This window comes from Lentzea jiangxiensis (assembly GCF_900104175.1).
Classification (GTDB): domain Bacteria; phylum Actinomycetota; class Actinomycetes; order Mycobacteriales; family Pseudonocardiaceae; genus Lentzea; species Lentzea jiangxiensis.
The window spans coordinates 251,099-267,195 of the sequence record NZ_FNIX01000006.1; the positions used below are offsets into that span (position 1 = coordinate 251,099).

Below are 16,097 nucleotides of genomic sequence, written 5' to 3' on the forward strand. Positions count from 1 at the left end.
GGTGGAGCGGATAAAGCAAATCGTCAGGTCAGCCCGACGGTGTGGGGCTCGGCACAACCGAGGACTGGCTCGTCGCCGGCGCCGCGGGAGCACCGGTGTTGTACTGCTTGAACCTCTTCGTCGCGTCGTCCAGCTTGGCGTAGGCCTGGCCGAGCTCGGTGAAGTTGCTGCTCTGCTGGGCCCTCTTGATGTCGGCCAGCGCCGCGTCGATGTCGTTGACCGCCCTCTGCAGCTCGGGGCTGAGCGATCCGTTGACCGGCGGCGTCGTCGACGGCGGCGTGGAGGTCTGGCCGTTGCCGTTGTTGTCGCTCGGCGGCGGCACGACGGCACCGGCGCCGCTGAGCACCTGGTCCAACGCCTCGTTCAACGTGGACGCGTAGCCGACCCGGTCGCCGTACCAGACGAGCACCTTGGACAGCTGCGGGTACGACGTGTTGTTCGACGCGCGCTCGATGTAGACGGGTTCGACGTAGAGCAGCGCTCCGCCCACGGGCAGCGTGAGCAGGTTGCCGTAGACGACGGTCGTCTTCTGCTGCGTCAGCAGGTTGAGCTCGCGGCTGACGTTGTCCGAGGTGAGGAACTGCGTCTGGATCTGCTGCGGGCCCTTCGCGTCCTGGCTGAGCTGCAGGACGCTGATCTTCCCGTAGTTGTCCGGATCGGATCCGACCGAGACGTGCGCCGCCATGAACTCGCGGTTCTCGCGCACCAGGGGGCTGGTCAGCTGGAAGCGGACCTTGCTCGGGTCGTTCGGGTCGCCGGCGAGGACGTAGAACGGCGGCTGGGCGTCACGGCGCTTGCTCGCCGCGTCGCGCTGGGCGTCGGCCGTCGTCACGTTGTCGATCGTCGGGTCCTGCGGCGGCGCCCAGTAGGCGACACCGGAGTAGAAGTCCGACGGCGACGAGACGTGGTACTTCGACAGGATCTGCCGCTGCACCTTGAACAGGTCCTCGGGGTAGCGGAAGTGCTGGCGCAGCTCGTTCGAGATCTCGCTGCCCGGCTTCACCGTGCCCGGGAAGACGCCCATCCACGCCTTGAGGACCGGGTCCTTGTCGTCGATCTGGTACAGGCTCACGGTGCCGTCGTAGGCGTCCACAGTGGCCTTGACCGAGTTGCGGATGTAGTTGACGGGCTTGTTGACCTGCGAGATGACGACGCCGTCCGCGGTGAGCGAGTCGTTCGTCGCGTCACCGAGCTGCGTGCGCTGCGCGTACGGGTAGTTCTCGAGCGTGGTGTACCCGTCGACGATCCACGTGATGCGGCCGTTCACGACGGCCGGGTACGGGTCGCTGTCCACCGTGAGCCACGGGGCGACGGCCTGCACGCGGTCGCGCGGGGTGCGCTTGAACAGGATCTTCGACTCGTCGGCGATCGACTGGTTGAAGAGGATGTTCCGTTCGCCGTAGTACGCCGCGAACGCCAGCTTGTTGAACAGGCTGCCGATCGGGACGCCGCCGGTGCCGGTGTAGGTGTAGGACTTCGCGTCGGTGTCGTACTCCGCCGCCGAGCCGGCCGGGCGGCCGCCGACGATGGAGTAGTCGTTCACGCCGAACAGCTCGCCGTAGTACGTGCGGGGCTGGTCGACCTTGATGCCCTTCGGGTCGTTGCCGATGTCACCGTTGGACTTGACCTCACCGGTCTTGAAGTCCGGGTAGCCGCCGTTGGACTCGTCGGCGACCGCGTTCACCTTGTTCGCCTCGGCGTAGACGAAGCCGTTGCCGTGCGTGTAGATGAGGTGCTGGTTGATCCAGTCGCGCTGGCCCTGCGGCAGGCTGTCGAGCTTGAGCTCGCGCACCGCGACGATGTAGTCGCGGAGCTTTCCGTCCACTGTGTACCGGTCGACGTCGAGCTTGTTCGGGAACCCGTAGAACGGCCTCAGCTGCTGGAACTGCGTGAAGGTCCGCGAGAGCACCGCCGGGTCGAGCAGGCGGATGTTGCCGAGCGTCCCCGCGTCGTTGGTCTTGACCTGGTCGTTCGTGACGTTCTGCTTGCCGTCGTACGGCTTCGTCTCGACCTTGTCGTCGGTCAGCCCGAACGACTGCCGCGTCGCCGCGATGTTGCGGGTGATCGACTCGGCTTCCTTCTGGATGGCGTTCGGCTTGACCGAGAACTGCTCCAGCACCGCGGGCCACGCGGCACCGACGAGCACGCTCGACAGCACCAGCAGCACGGTCGCGATGGCGGGCAGCTGCACGTTGCGCATGAACGCGCCCGCGAAGAACGCCACGGCGCAGAACACCGCGATGCACAGCAGGATCAGCTTGGCGGGCAGCACCGCGTTGAGGTCGGTGTAGCTCGCGCCGACGAACTTCTCGTTCTCGTGCAGCAGCAGCGAGTACCGGTCGAAGAAGTACGCGACGGCCTTCAGCAGCACGAACGCGCCGGCGATGAGCGCCAGGTGCAGGCGCGCCGGCCCGGAGAGCTGACCGCCGCGACCGGCCAGCCGGATGCCGCCGAACAGGTAGTGGGCGATCACCGCGCCGATGAACGACACGGCCGTCGTGATGAACAGCCACGACAGCAGCCACTCGTAGAACGGCAGCTGGAACGCGTAGAAGCCGATGTCGAGCTTGAACTGCGGGTCCGTCACCCCGAACGGCTGGGAGTTCAGGAACAGCTGGATCTGCTGCCAGTCGGCCTGCGCCGACGCACCCGCGATCAGCCCCACGAACACGGGGATGCCGATCGAGAACAGCCGCATCCGCCGCATCACGACGGTGCGGTAGCGCGCCACCGGGTCGTCCGGCCCGGACACCGGCACGAACACCGGGCGCGACCGGTACGCGAGGTAGAGGTTCAGCGCGACGATGCCGCCGACCACGACGCCGACGGCCACGAACAGCCCCAGGCGGGTGAGCAGCACGGTGCTGTAGACGTCGCGGAATTTCACCTCACCGAACCACAGCCAGTTCACGTAGGTGTCCAGCAGCCGCGATCCCGTGATGAGACCGAACAGGAGCACAACACCCACGATGAGCAGTATTCGGCTGCGTCGGGACAGTTTCGGCAGTCCGACCGGAGGCCGTGTGGCCACGAGGCACGCTCCTGGATCGCGGTAAATCGATACGTACGTTTAGTCCAACTCTACGGACGACGCCCTGGGTTCCCGTGAAGTCCGCAGTCTTACGATGACACGCGTGTCAGCGAGTGAAACGCCAGCGGTCATCCTCCCGACGGTCGCCCGCGAGGTCGAGGAGTTCGTAGCGGCAGGCGGCTGGGAGCAGCCACCGCAACTCTTCGCCCTCGTGGCCACCTCAGACCTGATCGAGCAGCAGCCCGAGCTGCGCGACCAGCTCGACCCGCAGTCGAGCCCGCTGACCCCGATCGCCCAGGACTCCCTGGAAGGCGACCTGGGCGACGCGCTCGCGGGCATCGAGTGGCCCCCGGCCGTCACCGGCTGCGCCCTGGCCCAGGAGATCGTGGTGCTGCCCCCGGAGGCGGAGACGGAGCTGAGCCACGGCGACCTGGACGACGAGGCGGCCCGCAGGTTCGCCGCCGAGCACCCGTCACGCCGCGAGGCACGCCTGGTGGCGGCCGTGCTGCGCGACGGTTCGGTCTTTTGCGTGCTGAGGCTGCGCGGCACGGTCGAGGTGCCGGAGGAGGTCGTCGAGCACCCCGAGCTGGCGCCCAACCTCACCGACGCGCTGCTCGCCACGCTGCGGCCCTAGTCGTCACACCCCCAGGCTGGCACAACCCCGGCGCATGACCGCGCCGGGGTTGTCAACTCGTTGTGCGCTGTTCGCGGCGAGCGGACAGGCCGCGCACCTGCGCGAACGTTCCGAGGCGCCATCCCGATCTTGTCGGACCCCCTGAGTACGTTGAGATGCAGGGGTTCCCAGCTCGGGGGTACCCCTGCGAAAGCGCGCCGCGTCGCGCAACGGCACTACGCGCACGCCCGGTTGAGCGTCGTCTCACCGCGGGCCGTTCGCCGCACACCGCCGGTCTCGCGTCATCGCACCGTGGGCCGTTCGCCGCACACCGCCGGTCGAGCGCCATCGCACCCGCGGGCCGGTTCGCCCCGCCGACCCGCCGCTGGTCCACTGCGTCACCCCGACCGATGACGGCGTGCCCGCGTTCCAGCCTCGTCGAACCCGCGTCAGCCCGCACCGGGCGGGCTGACGAGACACCCGACCTCGGCACGCCCCGAGCCGCGGTGCGATTACCCGTCCGCGCCGGTTCGCCGGCCCGGACGGGTAATCGCCGTCCGGGCCGGAGCCGAGCGGGTCAGCAGCTCGGCGTGTCCTTGCCGGAGCTGAGCGCCTCCAGCGACGACACGGCGTCCTTCAGGTTCTCGACCTTGATCAGCTTGAGGTCCGCGGGCGCCTGCTGCTTCGCGTCCTGGCAGTTCGCCGAGGGCACGAGGAACGCCGTCGCGCCCGCTTCCTTGGCGGCCACCATCTTGAACGCGATGCCGCCGATGGGCTTGACCGTGCCGTCGGCCGCGATCTCACCGGTGCCCGCGATGGACTTGCCGGCGTTGAGCTCGCCCGGCGTCAGCTTGTCGACGATCGCCAGGGCGAAGATCAGGCCGGCCGAGGGGCCGCCGACGTCGGACAAGCTGATCTTGATCTTGAACGGCACGTCGGCGCGGTCGACCGGCGAAATGCCGATGAAACCGGCGGGGCGGCCGTCGTCGCGGGTGCCGAGGGTGAGCTGGGTCGACTGGGAGTTGCCGTCCTTCTCGAACGCCACCTCGATGCGGTCGCCCGGCTTGGTGTTCTCCAGCGAGGCGCTCACGTCGGCGGAGCTCTGCACCTGCTTGCCGTTCACCGAGATGATGCGGGCGCCGAGCGGGATGACGTTGTCGGCGGGGCTGCCCTTGGTGACCTGGTTCGCGATCACCTTGCCCGGATAGCCGAGGTAGTCGAGCGCGGCGACCTCGGCGGAGGTCTGCGACTCGCTGAACGCGCGCTCGTTGTTCTCCTGGACCTGCTGCTCGGACTCGCCGGGCTTGAAGAACTCTTCGCGCGGCGCGAGGGCGTAGCGGCCGGACAGCCACAGGCCCAGAGCGCCGAACAGCGACACGTCGTCGGTGAGCGAGACCGTCGTCATGCGCAACGTTCCGTTGGTGGGGAACGTGTTCTGGCCGTCGACCGCGACCACGTCGGTGTCCTTGACCTTGCCGAGCACGTCGTAGGTCGGGCCGGGGCCCAGCGCGACGTACGGGACCCTGGCGAAACCGCCGAGCAGTCCGAGTGCCGCCACCACGAGGAAGCTGACGACCAGCGTCCACGTCCGGCGGGTCAGCCCGCGCTCCCTCGGCGGGGGCTCGGGCGGGGGTGCGGTCGTGACGGTTTCACTCACGGCTGAACAGCGTACGACCATGTCGATCCGCGTACGGTAGAGGCATGAGTGACGTGCCGTTCGGGTTCAGCCCGCACAACCCCGACGACAAGGGCGGGAAGCCGGGAGACAACCCGTTCGACTTCAGTCAGCTGGGCAACATGCTGAGCCAGCTGGGCGCCATGCTGAGCAGCGCCGGGACGTCGAGCGGGCCGGTCAACTACGACCTAGCCAAGCAGATCGCGTTCCAGCAGCTGTCGTCCACCGCGACGACGATCGGCTTCGCCGCCGACCAGTCGAGCGCGGTCACCGACGCCGTGCACCTCGCCGAGATGTGGCTCGACCCCGTGACGTCGCTGCCCGCCGGCACGCGCACGACGCAGGCGTGGACCGCGCGCGACTGGATCGAGCGCACGATCCCGACCTGGCAGCGCCTGTGCGACCCGGTCGCGCAGCGCATGTCCGGCGCCTGGGTCGAGGCCATGCCCGCCGAGGCGAAGCAGGCGGCCGGTCCCCTGCTGTCGATGCTCGGGCAGATGGGCGGCATGGCGTTCGGCTCGCAGCTGGGCAACGCGCTGGCGCAGCTCGGCTCCGAGGTCCTCACCTCGACCGACGTCGGCCTGCCGCTCGGCCCCGAGGGCACGGCGGCGCTGCTGCCCGCGAACATCGAGAAGTTCACCGAGGGCCTGGAGCGGCCCGCGTCCGAGGTCATGGTGTTCCTCGCCGCCCGCGAGGCCGCGCACCAGCGCCTGTTCACGCACGTGCCGTGGCTGCGGCAGCGCCTGCTCGACACCGTCGAGGAGTTCGCCAAGGGCATCAAGGTCGACACCTCCGCCCTGGAGCAGCTCGCGGGCCAGATCGACCCGTCGAACCCCGCCTCCATCGAGGAGGCCATGGGTTCGGGCCTGCTCGAACCGCAGACCACCCCGGAGCAGAAGGCGGCGCTGAACCGCCTCGAGACGCTCCTCGCGCTGGTCGAGGGCTGGGTGGACGTCGTGGTCGACGCGGCCGTCGCCGACCGCCTGCCCGGAGCGCCGGCCCTGCGCGAGACGCTGCGTCGCCGCCGCGCCTCCGGTGGTCCCGCCGAGCAGACGTTCGCCACGCTCGTCGGCCTGGAGCTGCGGCCGCGCAAGCTGCGGGCGGCCTCGGCCCTGTGGAAGCTCATCGGCGACCAGCACGGCGTCGAGGTGCGCGACAGCGTGTGGGAGCACGCCGAGCTCGTCCCGACCGCCGAGGACCTCGACGACCCGCTGGAGTTCGCCGAGCGCCTCACGAACACCCGCAACGCCCTCGAGGACCCGATCGCCGAGCTCGAGCGCACGATGCGCGAGAGCGGCGAGAAGCCCGCCGAGGGTGGCAAGCCCGAGAGCGAGCCCGAAGACGGCGGTAAGCCCGACGCGGGCTGACACCTCCTTTCAGCGAACATGCGAAGCGCCCGGCGAGCACACCCTCGCCGGGCGCTTCGCGTAGCAGCTCGTCAGTCCTCGGAGATGCCCCAGCCTGCGGCGGCTGAAAGCCCCTCGAGGAAACCCATCGCGCGCTCGGTCTTCGGGTAGCGGTGCACCCACTCCCAGAAGTCCTTGCCGTGCCCTGGAACCAGCAGGTGCGCCAGCTCGTGCACGAGCACGTAATCCAGCACCCACGGCGGCACGTCGCGCAGCCTCTCGGACACGCGGATCGTGCCCTCGGTCGGCGTGCACGACGCCCAGCGCGTGCGCATGGGCGGCACCCAGCGCACGCTCACCGGGTCGGCGAGCGAGTCCAGGTAGCGCTCGGACAGCTCGGCGCACCGGGCCATGAGCGCCTCGTCCGACGTCCGCGCAGGGGACTTCCTGCGCGTCTCGCTGCGCTGGAGGCGGCTCAACATCTCCGCCACCCAGTGCTTCTCTTCCCCCTTGGTCATCCGTGCCGGCAGAAGGACGACGACGGTGTCGCCCTCCCGGTACGCGCTGACCATGCGGCGGCGCCGGGAGCTCCGCCGCACCTCCACCCGCGGTTCGGCCATGGAGTCACCGTAAACGGCGTCACCGACAATTTTCCGCCCCCAACCGGCGGCAGGCGGGCACCCGGCGGGTGAAGTTCCACCGAACGGCGGCTGGACACGCGCGGGATCGACATGCGCGCAATCGCACGCCTGCGGAGGTACCGTCGCGCCAAGGTCCCCGAGTGTGTCCGCACTCACAACTGCAAGGGAGGGGCTGTGGCCGAGACCTACAACGGCTACTGCGTCAAGTGCCGCGAGAAGCGCGACTTCGACGGCAAGGTCGAGGAGACCAACGGTCGCCGCATGGCCAAGGGCACCTGCCCTGTGTGCGGAACGAAGATGACGCGCATCCTCGGCAAGGCCAAGGTCTGACGTTTCCGCTGGCAGGGGGCGTCGCCCCCTGCCAGTCTCTCCCTTGTGGACCCCAGACCCCGAGTACGTGCAGGACTGGCCGTGGTGCGCAGGGCGCCCGGCGTGGTCCAGGTCGGCACCGACCCGAAGCACGCCGTGGTGATCGACTCGCTGTCCGAGGCGCTGGTCGACGAGCTGATCACGCTCGACGGCCGCCACACCGTCGCTGAACTGGGTGAAAGGTTGCGAGCGCGGGGCGAGGACCCCGCCCAGTTGAGTGAAGTTCTCGACTCGCTCGACGAGGCCGGCCTGCTCGACACCGGCTCCCCCGCCAGGGGCGCGACGGCCGCCGTCATCGGTGCCGGACACCTTGCACTTTCAATTACTTCGCTCCTGGCGGAATCGGGCGTCCGCCTGGCCCACCACGCCGATCTGACGGTCCTGGCGGCCACGCTCGTGCCGGATCCGGCGGTCGTGAGCGCGCTCATGGCGTCCCGCACCCCGCACTTGGCGGTGCGCGTCCGTGAGGGCGTCGGCATCGTCGGGCCGCTGGTCCTGCCCGGTCGCACCTCGTGCCTGAACTGCGCGGACCTGCACCGCACCGACCAAGACCCCGCCTGGCCGGTGATCGCGGCGCAGCTCGTGGGCAAACCGGCGTCGTCCGACGTGCTGTTCGCGACGGGGACGGCGACGCTGGCCGTGGCGCAGGTCCTGGAGTCGCTGACCTACGTCCGCGTTCGCGACCTGCCCCCGCCCGCAGTGCTCAACGCCACTCTCGAACTCGACCTGCTGGCGGGACTTGCTGAGAGGCGAAGCTGGTATCCGCACCCTGACTGTCAGTGCTCCGCACATAACATGGCTGAGTGACCGAGATTCCGCGCAAGGCCGTGCAACGCACCGCCAAGCTGGCGAGCCTCCCGCTCGGGGTGGCGGGCCGGGTGGTGGGCGGCTGGGGCAAGCGACTGACCGGACGCGCGGCCGACGAGGTCAACGCCGAGGTGACGGCCAAGACGGCGGAGCAGGTCTTCGCGGTGCTCGGCCAGCTCAAGGGCGGCGCCATGAAGTTCGGCCAGGCGCTCAGCGTGTTCGAGGCGGCGGTCCCCGACGAGCTCGCGGCCCCGTACCGCGAGGCGCTGACGAAGCTGCAGACCGCGGCACCGCCGATGCCGGCCCGCACCACCCACCGCGTGCTCGCCGAGCAGCTGGGCACGTCGTGGCAGAAGCGCTTCCAGTCGTTCGACGACGAGCCCGCCGCGTCGGCGTCCATCGGCCAGGTGCACCGCGCCGTGTGGCACGACGGCCGCGACGTGGCGGTGAAGGTCCAGTACCCCGGCGCCGACGAGGCCCTGCGCGCCGACCTGAAGCAGCTGCTGCGGTTCTCGCGGCTGCTGCAGGCGATCATGCCCGGCACCGACGTGCGCCCCCTGCTGGAGGAGCTGCGCGACAGGTACCTGGAGGAGCTCGACTACCGCGACGAGGCCGCGAACCAGCGGACGTTCGCCAAGGCCTTCGAAGACGACCCGCACGTCGTGGTCCCCCGCGTCGTCGCCTCGGCCCCCAAGGTCATGGTGACCGAGTGGACCTCGGGCGTCGGCCTGTCGAAGATCATCCGCGAAGGTTCGGTGGAAGACCGCGACCTGGCAGGACAGCTCCTGGCCGAGTTCCACTTCTCGGCCCCGTCGCGCTCGGGCCTGCTGCACGCCGACCCGCACCCCGGCAACTTCATGCTGGGCGAGGACGGCCGCCTGCGCGTGATCGACTTCGGGGCCGTGGCCCGTCTCCCCGACGGCCTGCCGAAGACGCTGGGCCTGATGACCCGCCTGGCCCTGGACGGCCGCCCCGACGACCTGGTCGAGCTGCTGCGGAACGAGAACTTCATCCGCGAGGGCATGGAACTGCACGGCGAGGACGTGCTCGGCTACCTGACCCCGTTCGTGGAGCCGCTGCGCACCGAGTCGTTCCACTTCACGCGCCGCTGGCTGCAGTCGCAGGCCGAACGGGTGGGAGATCTGCGCAGCCCGGATTCGCAGACCGGCCGCTCGTTGAACCTGCCGCCCCAATACCTGCTGATCCACCGGGTGACAATGGGAGCGACGGGCATTCTCTGCCAGCTCGACGCCCATGTGACCGCACGGGAAATCGTCGCCCGCTGGCAGCCTGGATTCGACGACTAACTCGTCCGGGTGAACCTCCGCGGAGTTGTCCACAGGTTGGCTGCCAGCCCCCCTCCAGGGGCGTCCCGGTGGGCCACGATGGGCGCATGTCATCCATCACCACCACCGCTGACCTGCTCGGATCCGGACTCTCCCCGCGGGAGATCCGGCGTCACTGCGCACCCGCCGGGCCGTGGCAACAGTTGCTGCCCGGTGTGGTTCTGACCAAGCCTTCGCCAGCCACCCGCCTCGACCGGCTTCGAGCCGTGCTTTCTTTCGCCGGGCCTTCATCGGCGATCACGGGAGCGGACGCATTGACTCGCCGAGGTGCGGTGCTCCCCATTCCCCGGCACATTCACGTGCTCGCGGGAGAGAACTCGCGAAGAGCTCATCCGGGGATCCTGCTCGAACGCACGACCCGGCCGCCGGGTGTGGTGGAGCGCGATGGACTCCGGTTGGTCGAGGCCGCCCGGGCCGCTGTGGACATGGCTCGGCGGGAGACGAACCCGCGGGCCGTCGTGCAGATCCTCGATGCGGTGGTGGGGGCTCGGTTGTGCTCGCCGGGTGAGCTCCGGGAGGAGTTGCGGGTGAGCAGCCGACGAGGAACAGCGCTGGTCAGACAGGCCTTATGTCACCTCTACCCGGCTTGATCAGGCCTTGTGGCGGGGGCACCGACGGCTGAAATGGCCTTGGACGACGTCCGCAGCACCGCGAGGGCTTGCTGAGCGCTGCCCCGGATCGCTCGGTTGATGGGGTGCCACGGACGGACTTCCGGCTCGGCTTCCGGCCGCCCGCCCGAGGTGGCGCCGTCGGCGCGTCGGGTCAACGCCACCTGTCCACGTGATCCGCCTCGGGCGATGCGTGGAGCGCGGGGATTCTCGCAATGCTGCGTCGGCCGACCTCACTCAACCGTGCCCGTCGCGCTCACTCGACACCACCAGCTCTCACGTGCCACTCGGCGCCCCACAACCCCATGTCGACGCAACCCGCGACTGCGCACAACGCCAAGCCAGCTGTCAGCACCAAGCCGTCAGTACCGGTCCATCAGCACAAGCCGTCAGCGCCAGTACTCGTCCGGCAACTTCCCCTCGATGTCCCGCACGTGGGTCTTCGAGCAGACGTGGCACAACCAGCGGACAGCCCCGCCAGTCCGCTCCGACGACCAGGCCAGGAACTCCAGGTCGGAAACGGAGGAACGCATCCGCCCACATCTGTGGCACACCGCGGCCGGGGCCGTCACCGGCGACGTCCCACGTGGACGGTGTCGGTCTCCAGCAGGAACACGTCCTCGCGGGCGCCCAAGTACTCCGAGTCGGCGGGGTTGAGCAGGCGGCGCAGCGCGTCGCGGTCGGCCGGGTGCAGGGACGGACCGGTGATGTCGGCGAGCCAGGTCAGGCGGTCGACGGCCCAGTCGCGGACCAGTTGTTTCGCCGGGGCCGGGTGGTCGACGACGAAGCTGAAGGCGCTGATCTCGCCGAGGCCCGCGTCGGCCAAGGCCACGTTCCAGCCGACCGGCAGGCGGACGGTGCCCGTCATGTTCTCGCGCATCGACACGAACCACGACGCGCGGGCCGCGGCCATGCGGTCCTGCAGACCGGGTTCGCCGACGCCCAGGTCCCACGGGAGGAAGCGGGTCTCGAGGCCGCCTTCCGCCAGGGCCAGCCAGCCGCCGGGGGCCAGGGCCGAGACCAGGCGTTTCAAGCCGCGCAGCTGATCAGGGAGGTGGTGCACGACCCGGGAACCCCAGATGAGCTCGACCGGGCCGGTGAACGACAGCGGGTCCTCGGCGGCGAGGTCGGCGAGCACCGGCTTCACCGACACGGCTCCGTCGGCTTCGGCGCGGGCCGCGGTGCAGGCCGCGTCGAGGAGTTCGGGGGTGGCGTCGACCAGGACCAGGACGCCGCCGCCGTGCTCGCGCAGCGCCGCTGCCAGCGGCACGCTCATGGAGCCGGCTCCGCAGCCGACGTCCATCACGACCGGGGAGTCGGGCAGCGGTGCGACCAGTCTGCGCGCGACCGAGGACAGCGCCTCCGACTGCAGCGAGCCGTAGCGCCTCATCGCGTGGAGGCGGGCGGCCCAGTCGATTCCGTCGTGGGTGTGGTGCGGCACAAGGGGAACGGTACGGAGGAACGGCCAAGGCCGCCATCCACCTTCTCGTGGATGACGGCCTCAGCTCGAGACTGTCAGAGGTCGAAGCGAGCCGCTCTGCGTCCCGCCCATCGCGACAACCTGCGCCAACGTTGCGCTGACGCGAGGCGGTTCGCCAGGCGTTGCTCTTCCGCGAACCTCTGGGCTTCTTGTATTCGTATTCGTACGAGTTCTTCATTCAGAGACATGGGTGTGAGGCCCTCGTTCAGGTAGGCGGGCATTGCGCTGTGGTTGAGCTGCACGGTGTTCACGCTGCCGCCTCCGTCTTGCTGGCAGTGACGACGGACGCGTCCTTGCGCGGACGGCCACGCGGCCGCTTCCGCGCGATGACGACACCGCGCTCGAAGATCTCTCCACCCCAGACGCCCCACGGCTCGTGACGGGCGACCGCGCCGGCGAGGCACTCGGCCAGCACCGGGCAGGTCCCGCAGAAGGCCTTCGCCTTCTCGAGGTCGGCCGGCGCGTCAGCGAACCAGAGGTCGGGGTTGTGCGTGCGGCAGGGGATGTCGAGCCCCTCCGCGAGGTCCGGAAGTGTCTCGCCCGTGAGCGGGACAGTCGCGGTCAACATCAGGGTTTTCTCCTTGTGTGGGGTACCGCAAAAACACGAAGGCCGCGGACTCTGTGCGAGTCCGCGGCCTTCGTGAGCCTGGTGGTCCTTCGACCCTCTTATGGGGTCGGCAGGAACCTTCTCACTTGATGCGCGGACGGCGCATTCGTGTAGTTGTGGACGGCATCGATCACCGGCAGCGCGACAATCGGCTGCTCGCTGCGCAGTTCGCCGCCGCCGAGGGCGGTGGCGCGCAGTCCGGTGGCCCGCTCGCGGGTCGGCAATGCCACTGGCTCCAGGGCAGACTGCTGCCACATGGCCTGGGCGTCGGCAGACGCGCAGAAGCCCTCGGACACGGGGAGGCCGAGCGCGCGCGAAGTCATGAAGAGCTTCACGACGGCCACCTCCTCCATAGAGAGCTCTGCTGCAGAGAGCTAGAGCGTGTAGTAGTAGTTCTTCTTCCCCAGACGGGTCCTCCGGACCCGGCATGAGCAGGTTATGACCCCGTACCTGAGGCTCGCAACCTATTTAAGAAAACTTGTCCCGATCAGGTGGCGGAGTACCCGACACCGGCTCGGACCAGCCCCAACACGTCGTCGCCGAACTTGTCGAGCTTCGACGCGCCGATGCCGGAGATCGCCACCAGCCCGGCCGTGTCCGTGGGTCGCTGCTCCGCGATCGCCATCAGCGTGGCGTCCGTGAAGACGACGTACGCGGGCACCTTGAGCTCCCGCGCCCGTCCCGCACGCCAGCGGCGCAACGACTCGAGCAGTTCCTCGTCCACATCGGACGGACAGGACCTGCACCGGCCGAGCTTGACGGCCTGCGCCTCGGCCAGGGTCGACGCGCACACCCGGCAGGTCGGTTTCTCCTTCTTCATCAGAGGAGGGCGCTGGGCGCCGCCGGATACCCGCGCGGCCGGGTGGTTTTCGGGGACGAGGCTGTAGAGGAAGCGCGAGCGGCGGCGGTACTTGCGTCCACCGGCCGCGCGAGCAAGCGCCCACGACAGCCAGATGTGCTCACGCGCGCGTGTGACGCCCACATACAAAAGGCGGCGTTCTTCTTCGATCTTCGCCTCGTCGCCATCGGCGTACTGGATCGGCATCGTGCCCTCGACCAGTCCGACGAGGAACACGGCGTCCCACTCCAGGCCCTTCGAGGCGTGCAGCGACGCGAGCGTCACGCCTTCGACCGTCGGCGGGTGCTGCGCCTCGGCACGCAGGTCCAGCTCGACGCAGAACCGCGGCAGGTCGGCCTCGGGAGAGGACACGGCGAACTCCTCGGCGAGCTCGACGAGTGCGAGCAGCGACTCCCAGCGTTCGCGCGCGGAACCACCCGTCGGCGGTTCGTCGGTCAGGCCGACGCGGCTCAGCACCGACCGGACGACCTCGGGCAGGCTGCCGGAGACCTCGCCCGCCGAGCGGAGCGTGATCATCGCCTGGCGCACCTCGGCGCGCTCGAAGAAGCGCTCGCCACCGCGCACCAGGTACGGGATGCCGAGCGAGGCGAGCGCCTGCTCGTACACCTCGGACTGCGCGTTGACGCGGTAGAGGATCGCGATCTCGGAGGCCGCGACGCCCTCGTCGAGCAACGTCTTGACGCGGCCCGCGACGGCGTCGGCCTCGGCCGGCTCGTCGTCGAACTCGTGGAAGCGCGGCTTGGGGCCGTCCGGACGCTGCCCGATCAGCTGCAGCCGCGAGCCCGCGGGACGTCCGCGCGCCCACTTGATGACGTCGTTGGCCAGTTCGACGACCTGGGGCGTCGACCGGTAGTCGCGCTCCAGCCGCACGACGACCGCCTCGGGGAACCGCCGCCCGAAGTTGAGCAGCGGCTGCGGCGAGGCGCCCGCGAACGAGTAGATGGTCTGGTTCGCGTCGCCGACGACGGTCAGGTCGTCGCGGTTGCCGAGCCACGAGTCGAGCACGCGCTGCTGCAGCGGCGTCACGTCCTGGTACTCGTCGACGACGAAGCAGCGGTAGCGGTCGCGGAACTCCTGCGCGACCTCGGCGTTGTCCTCCAGCGCGCCCGCCGTGTAGAGAAGCAGGTCGTCGAAGTCGAGCAGCTGCGCCTCGTTCTTGAGCTGCTCGTAGGTCGCGTAGAGCTTCACGATCTGCTCGGCGGGCGCCGGGATGTCCCTGGCGGCACGCTCGGCGGCGACCGGGTAGTCCTCGGGCGTCAGCAGCGACGCCTTCGCCCACTCGATCTCGCTGGTCAGGTCGCGCAGCGCGTCCGCCTCGGTCGGCAGGCCCAGCCGGGTCGCGGCACGGGCGACGACGCGGATCTTCTGGTCGACGAGCTCCCAGCGCGGGCCGCCGATGACCCGCGGCCAGAAGTAGCGCAGCTGGCGCGACGCGGCGGCGTGGAACGTCACGGCCTGTGCGCCGTGCACGTCGAGGGAACGCAGACGGGTGCGCATCTCCCCCGCCGCGCGCTTGGTGAACGTGACGGCGAGGACCTGCGAGGGGGCGACGTGACCGCGTTGGCACAGGTAGGCGATGCGGTGCGTGATGGTGCGCGTCTTGCCGGTGCCGGCGCCCGCGAGCACGCAGACCGGGCCGCGGGGCGCCTCGACCGCTGCGCGCTGTTCCGGATCGAGACCCTCGAGCAACGCGTCCATGCCGGCAGTCTCGCAGATGGCCGGGCTGAGTTCTTGCGGGAGCCCGCTGTGTTCGTCCAACCCGGCCAGTATCCTGTGGGTATGGCTGGTAAGCAGGACAAGGCGGCTGCCAAGGAAGCGGCGAAGGTTCGTCGCGCGGCATCACGCGAGCGGCGCAAGCAGATCTTCGAGGCGTTCAAGATGCAGCGCCGCGAGGACAAGGCGCTCGTTCCGCTGATGCTGGGCACCCTGCTCGGCGTCACCGCGATCGCCGTGGTCCTCGGCTTGGTCTTCAACGCGGTCTGGATGTTCGTGCCGCTGGGCGTCGCCATCGGCGCGCTGCTGGCCGTGATCATCTTCGGCCGCCGCGTCCAGAGCAACGTCTTCCGCAAGGCGGACGGCCAGCCGGGCGCGGGCGCGTGGGCGCTGGAGAACCTGCGTGGCCGCTGGCGCGTGACGCCCGCCGTCGCGGGCACCACCCAACTCGACGCCGTGCACCGCGTGCTGGGCCGGCCGGGCGTCGTCCTGGTCGCCGAGGGCGCCCCGCAGCGCGTGAAGCCGCTCCTCGCGCAGGAGAAGAAGCGCATCGCGCGCGTCGTCGGCGAGACCCCGATCTACGACTTCATCATCGGCTCCGAGGAGGGCCAGGTCCCGCTGAAGAAGCTGCAGTCGACGCTGATGAAGCTGCCGCGCAACATCACGGCTGCCCAGGTCGACACGCTCGAGACCCGTCTCGCCGCGCTGGCCAGCCGCGGCGCCGCCCTGCCGAAGGGCCCGATGCCGGCGGGCGCCAAGATGCGCAACGTCCAGCGCACCCTGCGTCGCCGCTGACCTCGAAGTTCTCACTGGAACGGCGCTCGTCTCCCACCTGCGGGGACGGGCGCCGTTCCGCGTCAGGCCCCGATGACCGACGCCGATGCACCTGGTGTGCGGCGCCTACCGGCTCGACCGCGGCCAGGCGCGGATGCTGCGCGACGGCGAGGCTCGCCTCGGTCGCGCGCCAGGTCGGCTACCGGTCCGAGTTCGTCTCGCGGCGGC

The 16,097-nt window shown here is 69.8% G+C and carries 15 protein-coding genes; 7 read left to right on the plus strand and 8 right to left on the minus strand.

Features of this window, described 5'->3' with window-relative positions:
* Positions 1–28: 28 nt before the first annotated feature.
* Positions 29–3,031, minus strand: coding sequence for a UPF0182 family protein (locus tag BLQ91_RS20305; protein WP_090098598.1), 3,003 nt, complete (start codon positions 3,029–3,031; stop codon positions 29–31).
* Positions 3,032–3,125: 94 nt separating this feature from the next.
* On the opposite strand from BLQ91_RS20305, the gene BLQ91_RS20310 reads away from it, so the two are divergent.
* Positions 3,126–3,665, plus strand: coding sequence for a PPA1309 family protein (locus tag BLQ91_RS20310; protein ID WP_090098601.1), 540 nt, complete (start codon positions 3,126–3,128; stop codon positions 3,663–3,665).
* Between the two features lie 556 nt (positions 3,666–4,221).
* Here BLQ91_RS20310 and BLQ91_RS20315 read toward each other — a convergent pair.
* Positions 4,222–5,301 carry a YlbL family protein gene (locus BLQ91_RS20315; protein WP_245733690.1) on the minus strand — a complete coding sequence of 360 codons (1,080 nt, stop codon included), beginning with the start codon at positions 5,299–5,301 and terminating at the stop codon, positions 4,222–4,224.
* Positions 5,302–5,345: 44 nt separating this feature from the next.
* Between BLQ91_RS20315 and BLQ91_RS20320 the strand changes: the two genes are divergently transcribed.
* Positions 5,346–6,686: a zinc-dependent metalloprotease gene (locus BLQ91_RS20320; RefSeq protein ID WP_090098606.1), complete on the plus strand. Its 1,341-nt coding sequence runs from the start codon at positions 5,346–5,348 to the stop codon at positions 6,684–6,686.
* 71 nt (positions 6,687–6,757) lie between these two features.
* Here the strand turns inward: BLQ91_RS20320 and BLQ91_RS20325 are convergent, their stop codons facing one another.
* A complete protein-coding gene (locus tag BLQ91_RS20325) occupies positions 6,758–7,285 on the minus strand; it encodes a M48 metallopeptidase family protein (RefSeq protein ID WP_090098608.1) in 528 nt (175 codons plus the stop codon).
* Positions 7,286–7,480: 195 nt separating this feature from the next.
* On the opposite strand from BLQ91_RS20325, the gene BLQ91_RS41440 reads away from it, so the two are divergent.
* The 4 genes from BLQ91_RS41440 (at position 7,481) to BLQ91_RS40385 (ending at position 10,418) form a co-directional block, all read left to right on the plus strand.
* Positions 7,481–7,636 carry a DUF5679 domain-containing protein gene (locus BLQ91_RS41440; RefSeq protein ID WP_166056119.1) on the plus strand — a complete coding sequence of 52 codons (156 nt, stop codon included), beginning with the start codon at positions 7,481–7,483 and terminating at the stop codon, positions 7,634–7,636.
* A gap of 81 nt (positions 7,637–7,717) precedes the next feature.
* On the plus strand, positions 7,718–8,482 hold the full coding sequence (locus BLQ91_RS20330; protein WP_090098610.1) for a hypothetical protein: 765 nt from the start codon (positions 7,718–7,720) through the stop codon (positions 8,480–8,482).
* On the plus strand, positions 8,479–9,789 hold the full coding sequence (locus BLQ91_RS20335; protein ID WP_090098611.1) for an ABC1 kinase family protein: 1,311 nt from the start codon (positions 8,479–8,481) through the stop codon (positions 9,787–9,789). Before BLQ91_RS20330 ends, BLQ91_RS20335 begins: the two co-directional genes overlap by 4 nt.
* Positions 9,790–9,875: 86 nt before the next feature.
* The gene (locus tag BLQ91_RS40385) at positions 9,876–10,418 is read left to right on the plus strand and encodes a hypothetical protein (RefSeq protein ID WP_143022733.1); all 543 of its coding nucleotides are present in this window, start codon (positions 9,876–9,878) and stop codon (positions 10,416–10,418) included.
* Positions 10,419–10,825: 407 nt separating this feature from the next.
* Here BLQ91_RS40385 and BLQ91_RS20345 read toward each other — a convergent pair whose 3' ends face one another.
* The 5 genes from BLQ91_RS20345 to BLQ91_RS20365 form a co-directional block, all read right to left on the minus strand.
* Positions 10,826–10,969 carry a hypothetical protein gene (locus BLQ91_RS20345; protein WP_236221546.1) on the minus strand — a complete coding sequence of 48 codons (144 nt, stop codon included), beginning with the start codon at positions 10,967–10,969 and terminating at the stop codon, positions 10,826–10,828.
* A 35-nt stretch (positions 10,970–11,004) separates the two neighbouring features.
* The gene (locus BLQ91_RS20350; protein ID WP_090098618.1) at positions 11,005–11,877 is read right to left on the minus strand and encodes a class I SAM-dependent methyltransferase; all 873 of its coding nucleotides are present in this window, start codon (positions 11,875–11,877) and stop codon (positions 11,005–11,007) included.
* 286 nt (positions 11,878–12,163) lie between these two features.
* On the minus strand, positions 12,164–12,484 hold the full coding sequence (locus BLQ91_RS20355) for a WhiB family transcriptional regulator (RefSeq protein ID WP_090098620.1): 321 nt from the start codon (positions 12,482–12,484) through the stop codon (positions 12,164–12,166).
* A 98-nt stretch (positions 12,485–12,582) separates the two neighbouring features.
* Positions 12,583–12,858 carry a hypothetical protein gene (locus BLQ91_RS20360; RefSeq protein ID WP_143022734.1) on the minus strand — a complete coding sequence of 92 codons (276 nt, stop codon included), beginning with the start codon at positions 12,856–12,858 and terminating at the stop codon, positions 12,583–12,585.
* A 152-nt stretch (positions 12,859–13,010) separates the two neighbouring features.
* Positions 13,011–15,080 (minus strand): ATP-dependent DNA helicase UvrD2, encoded by a 2,070-nt coding sequence (locus BLQ91_RS20365; protein ID WP_090098624.1) that lies wholly within the window; start codon positions 15,078–15,080, stop codon positions 13,011–13,013.
* A gap of 81 nt (positions 15,081–15,161) precedes the next feature.
* On the opposite strand from BLQ91_RS20365, the gene BLQ91_RS20370 reads away from it, so the two are divergent.
* Positions 15,162–15,890, plus strand: coding sequence for a DUF4191 domain-containing protein (locus tag BLQ91_RS20370; RefSeq protein ID WP_090098626.1), 729 nt, complete (start codon positions 15,162–15,164; stop codon positions 15,888–15,890).
* Positions 15,891–16,097: the final 207 nt, after the last annotated feature.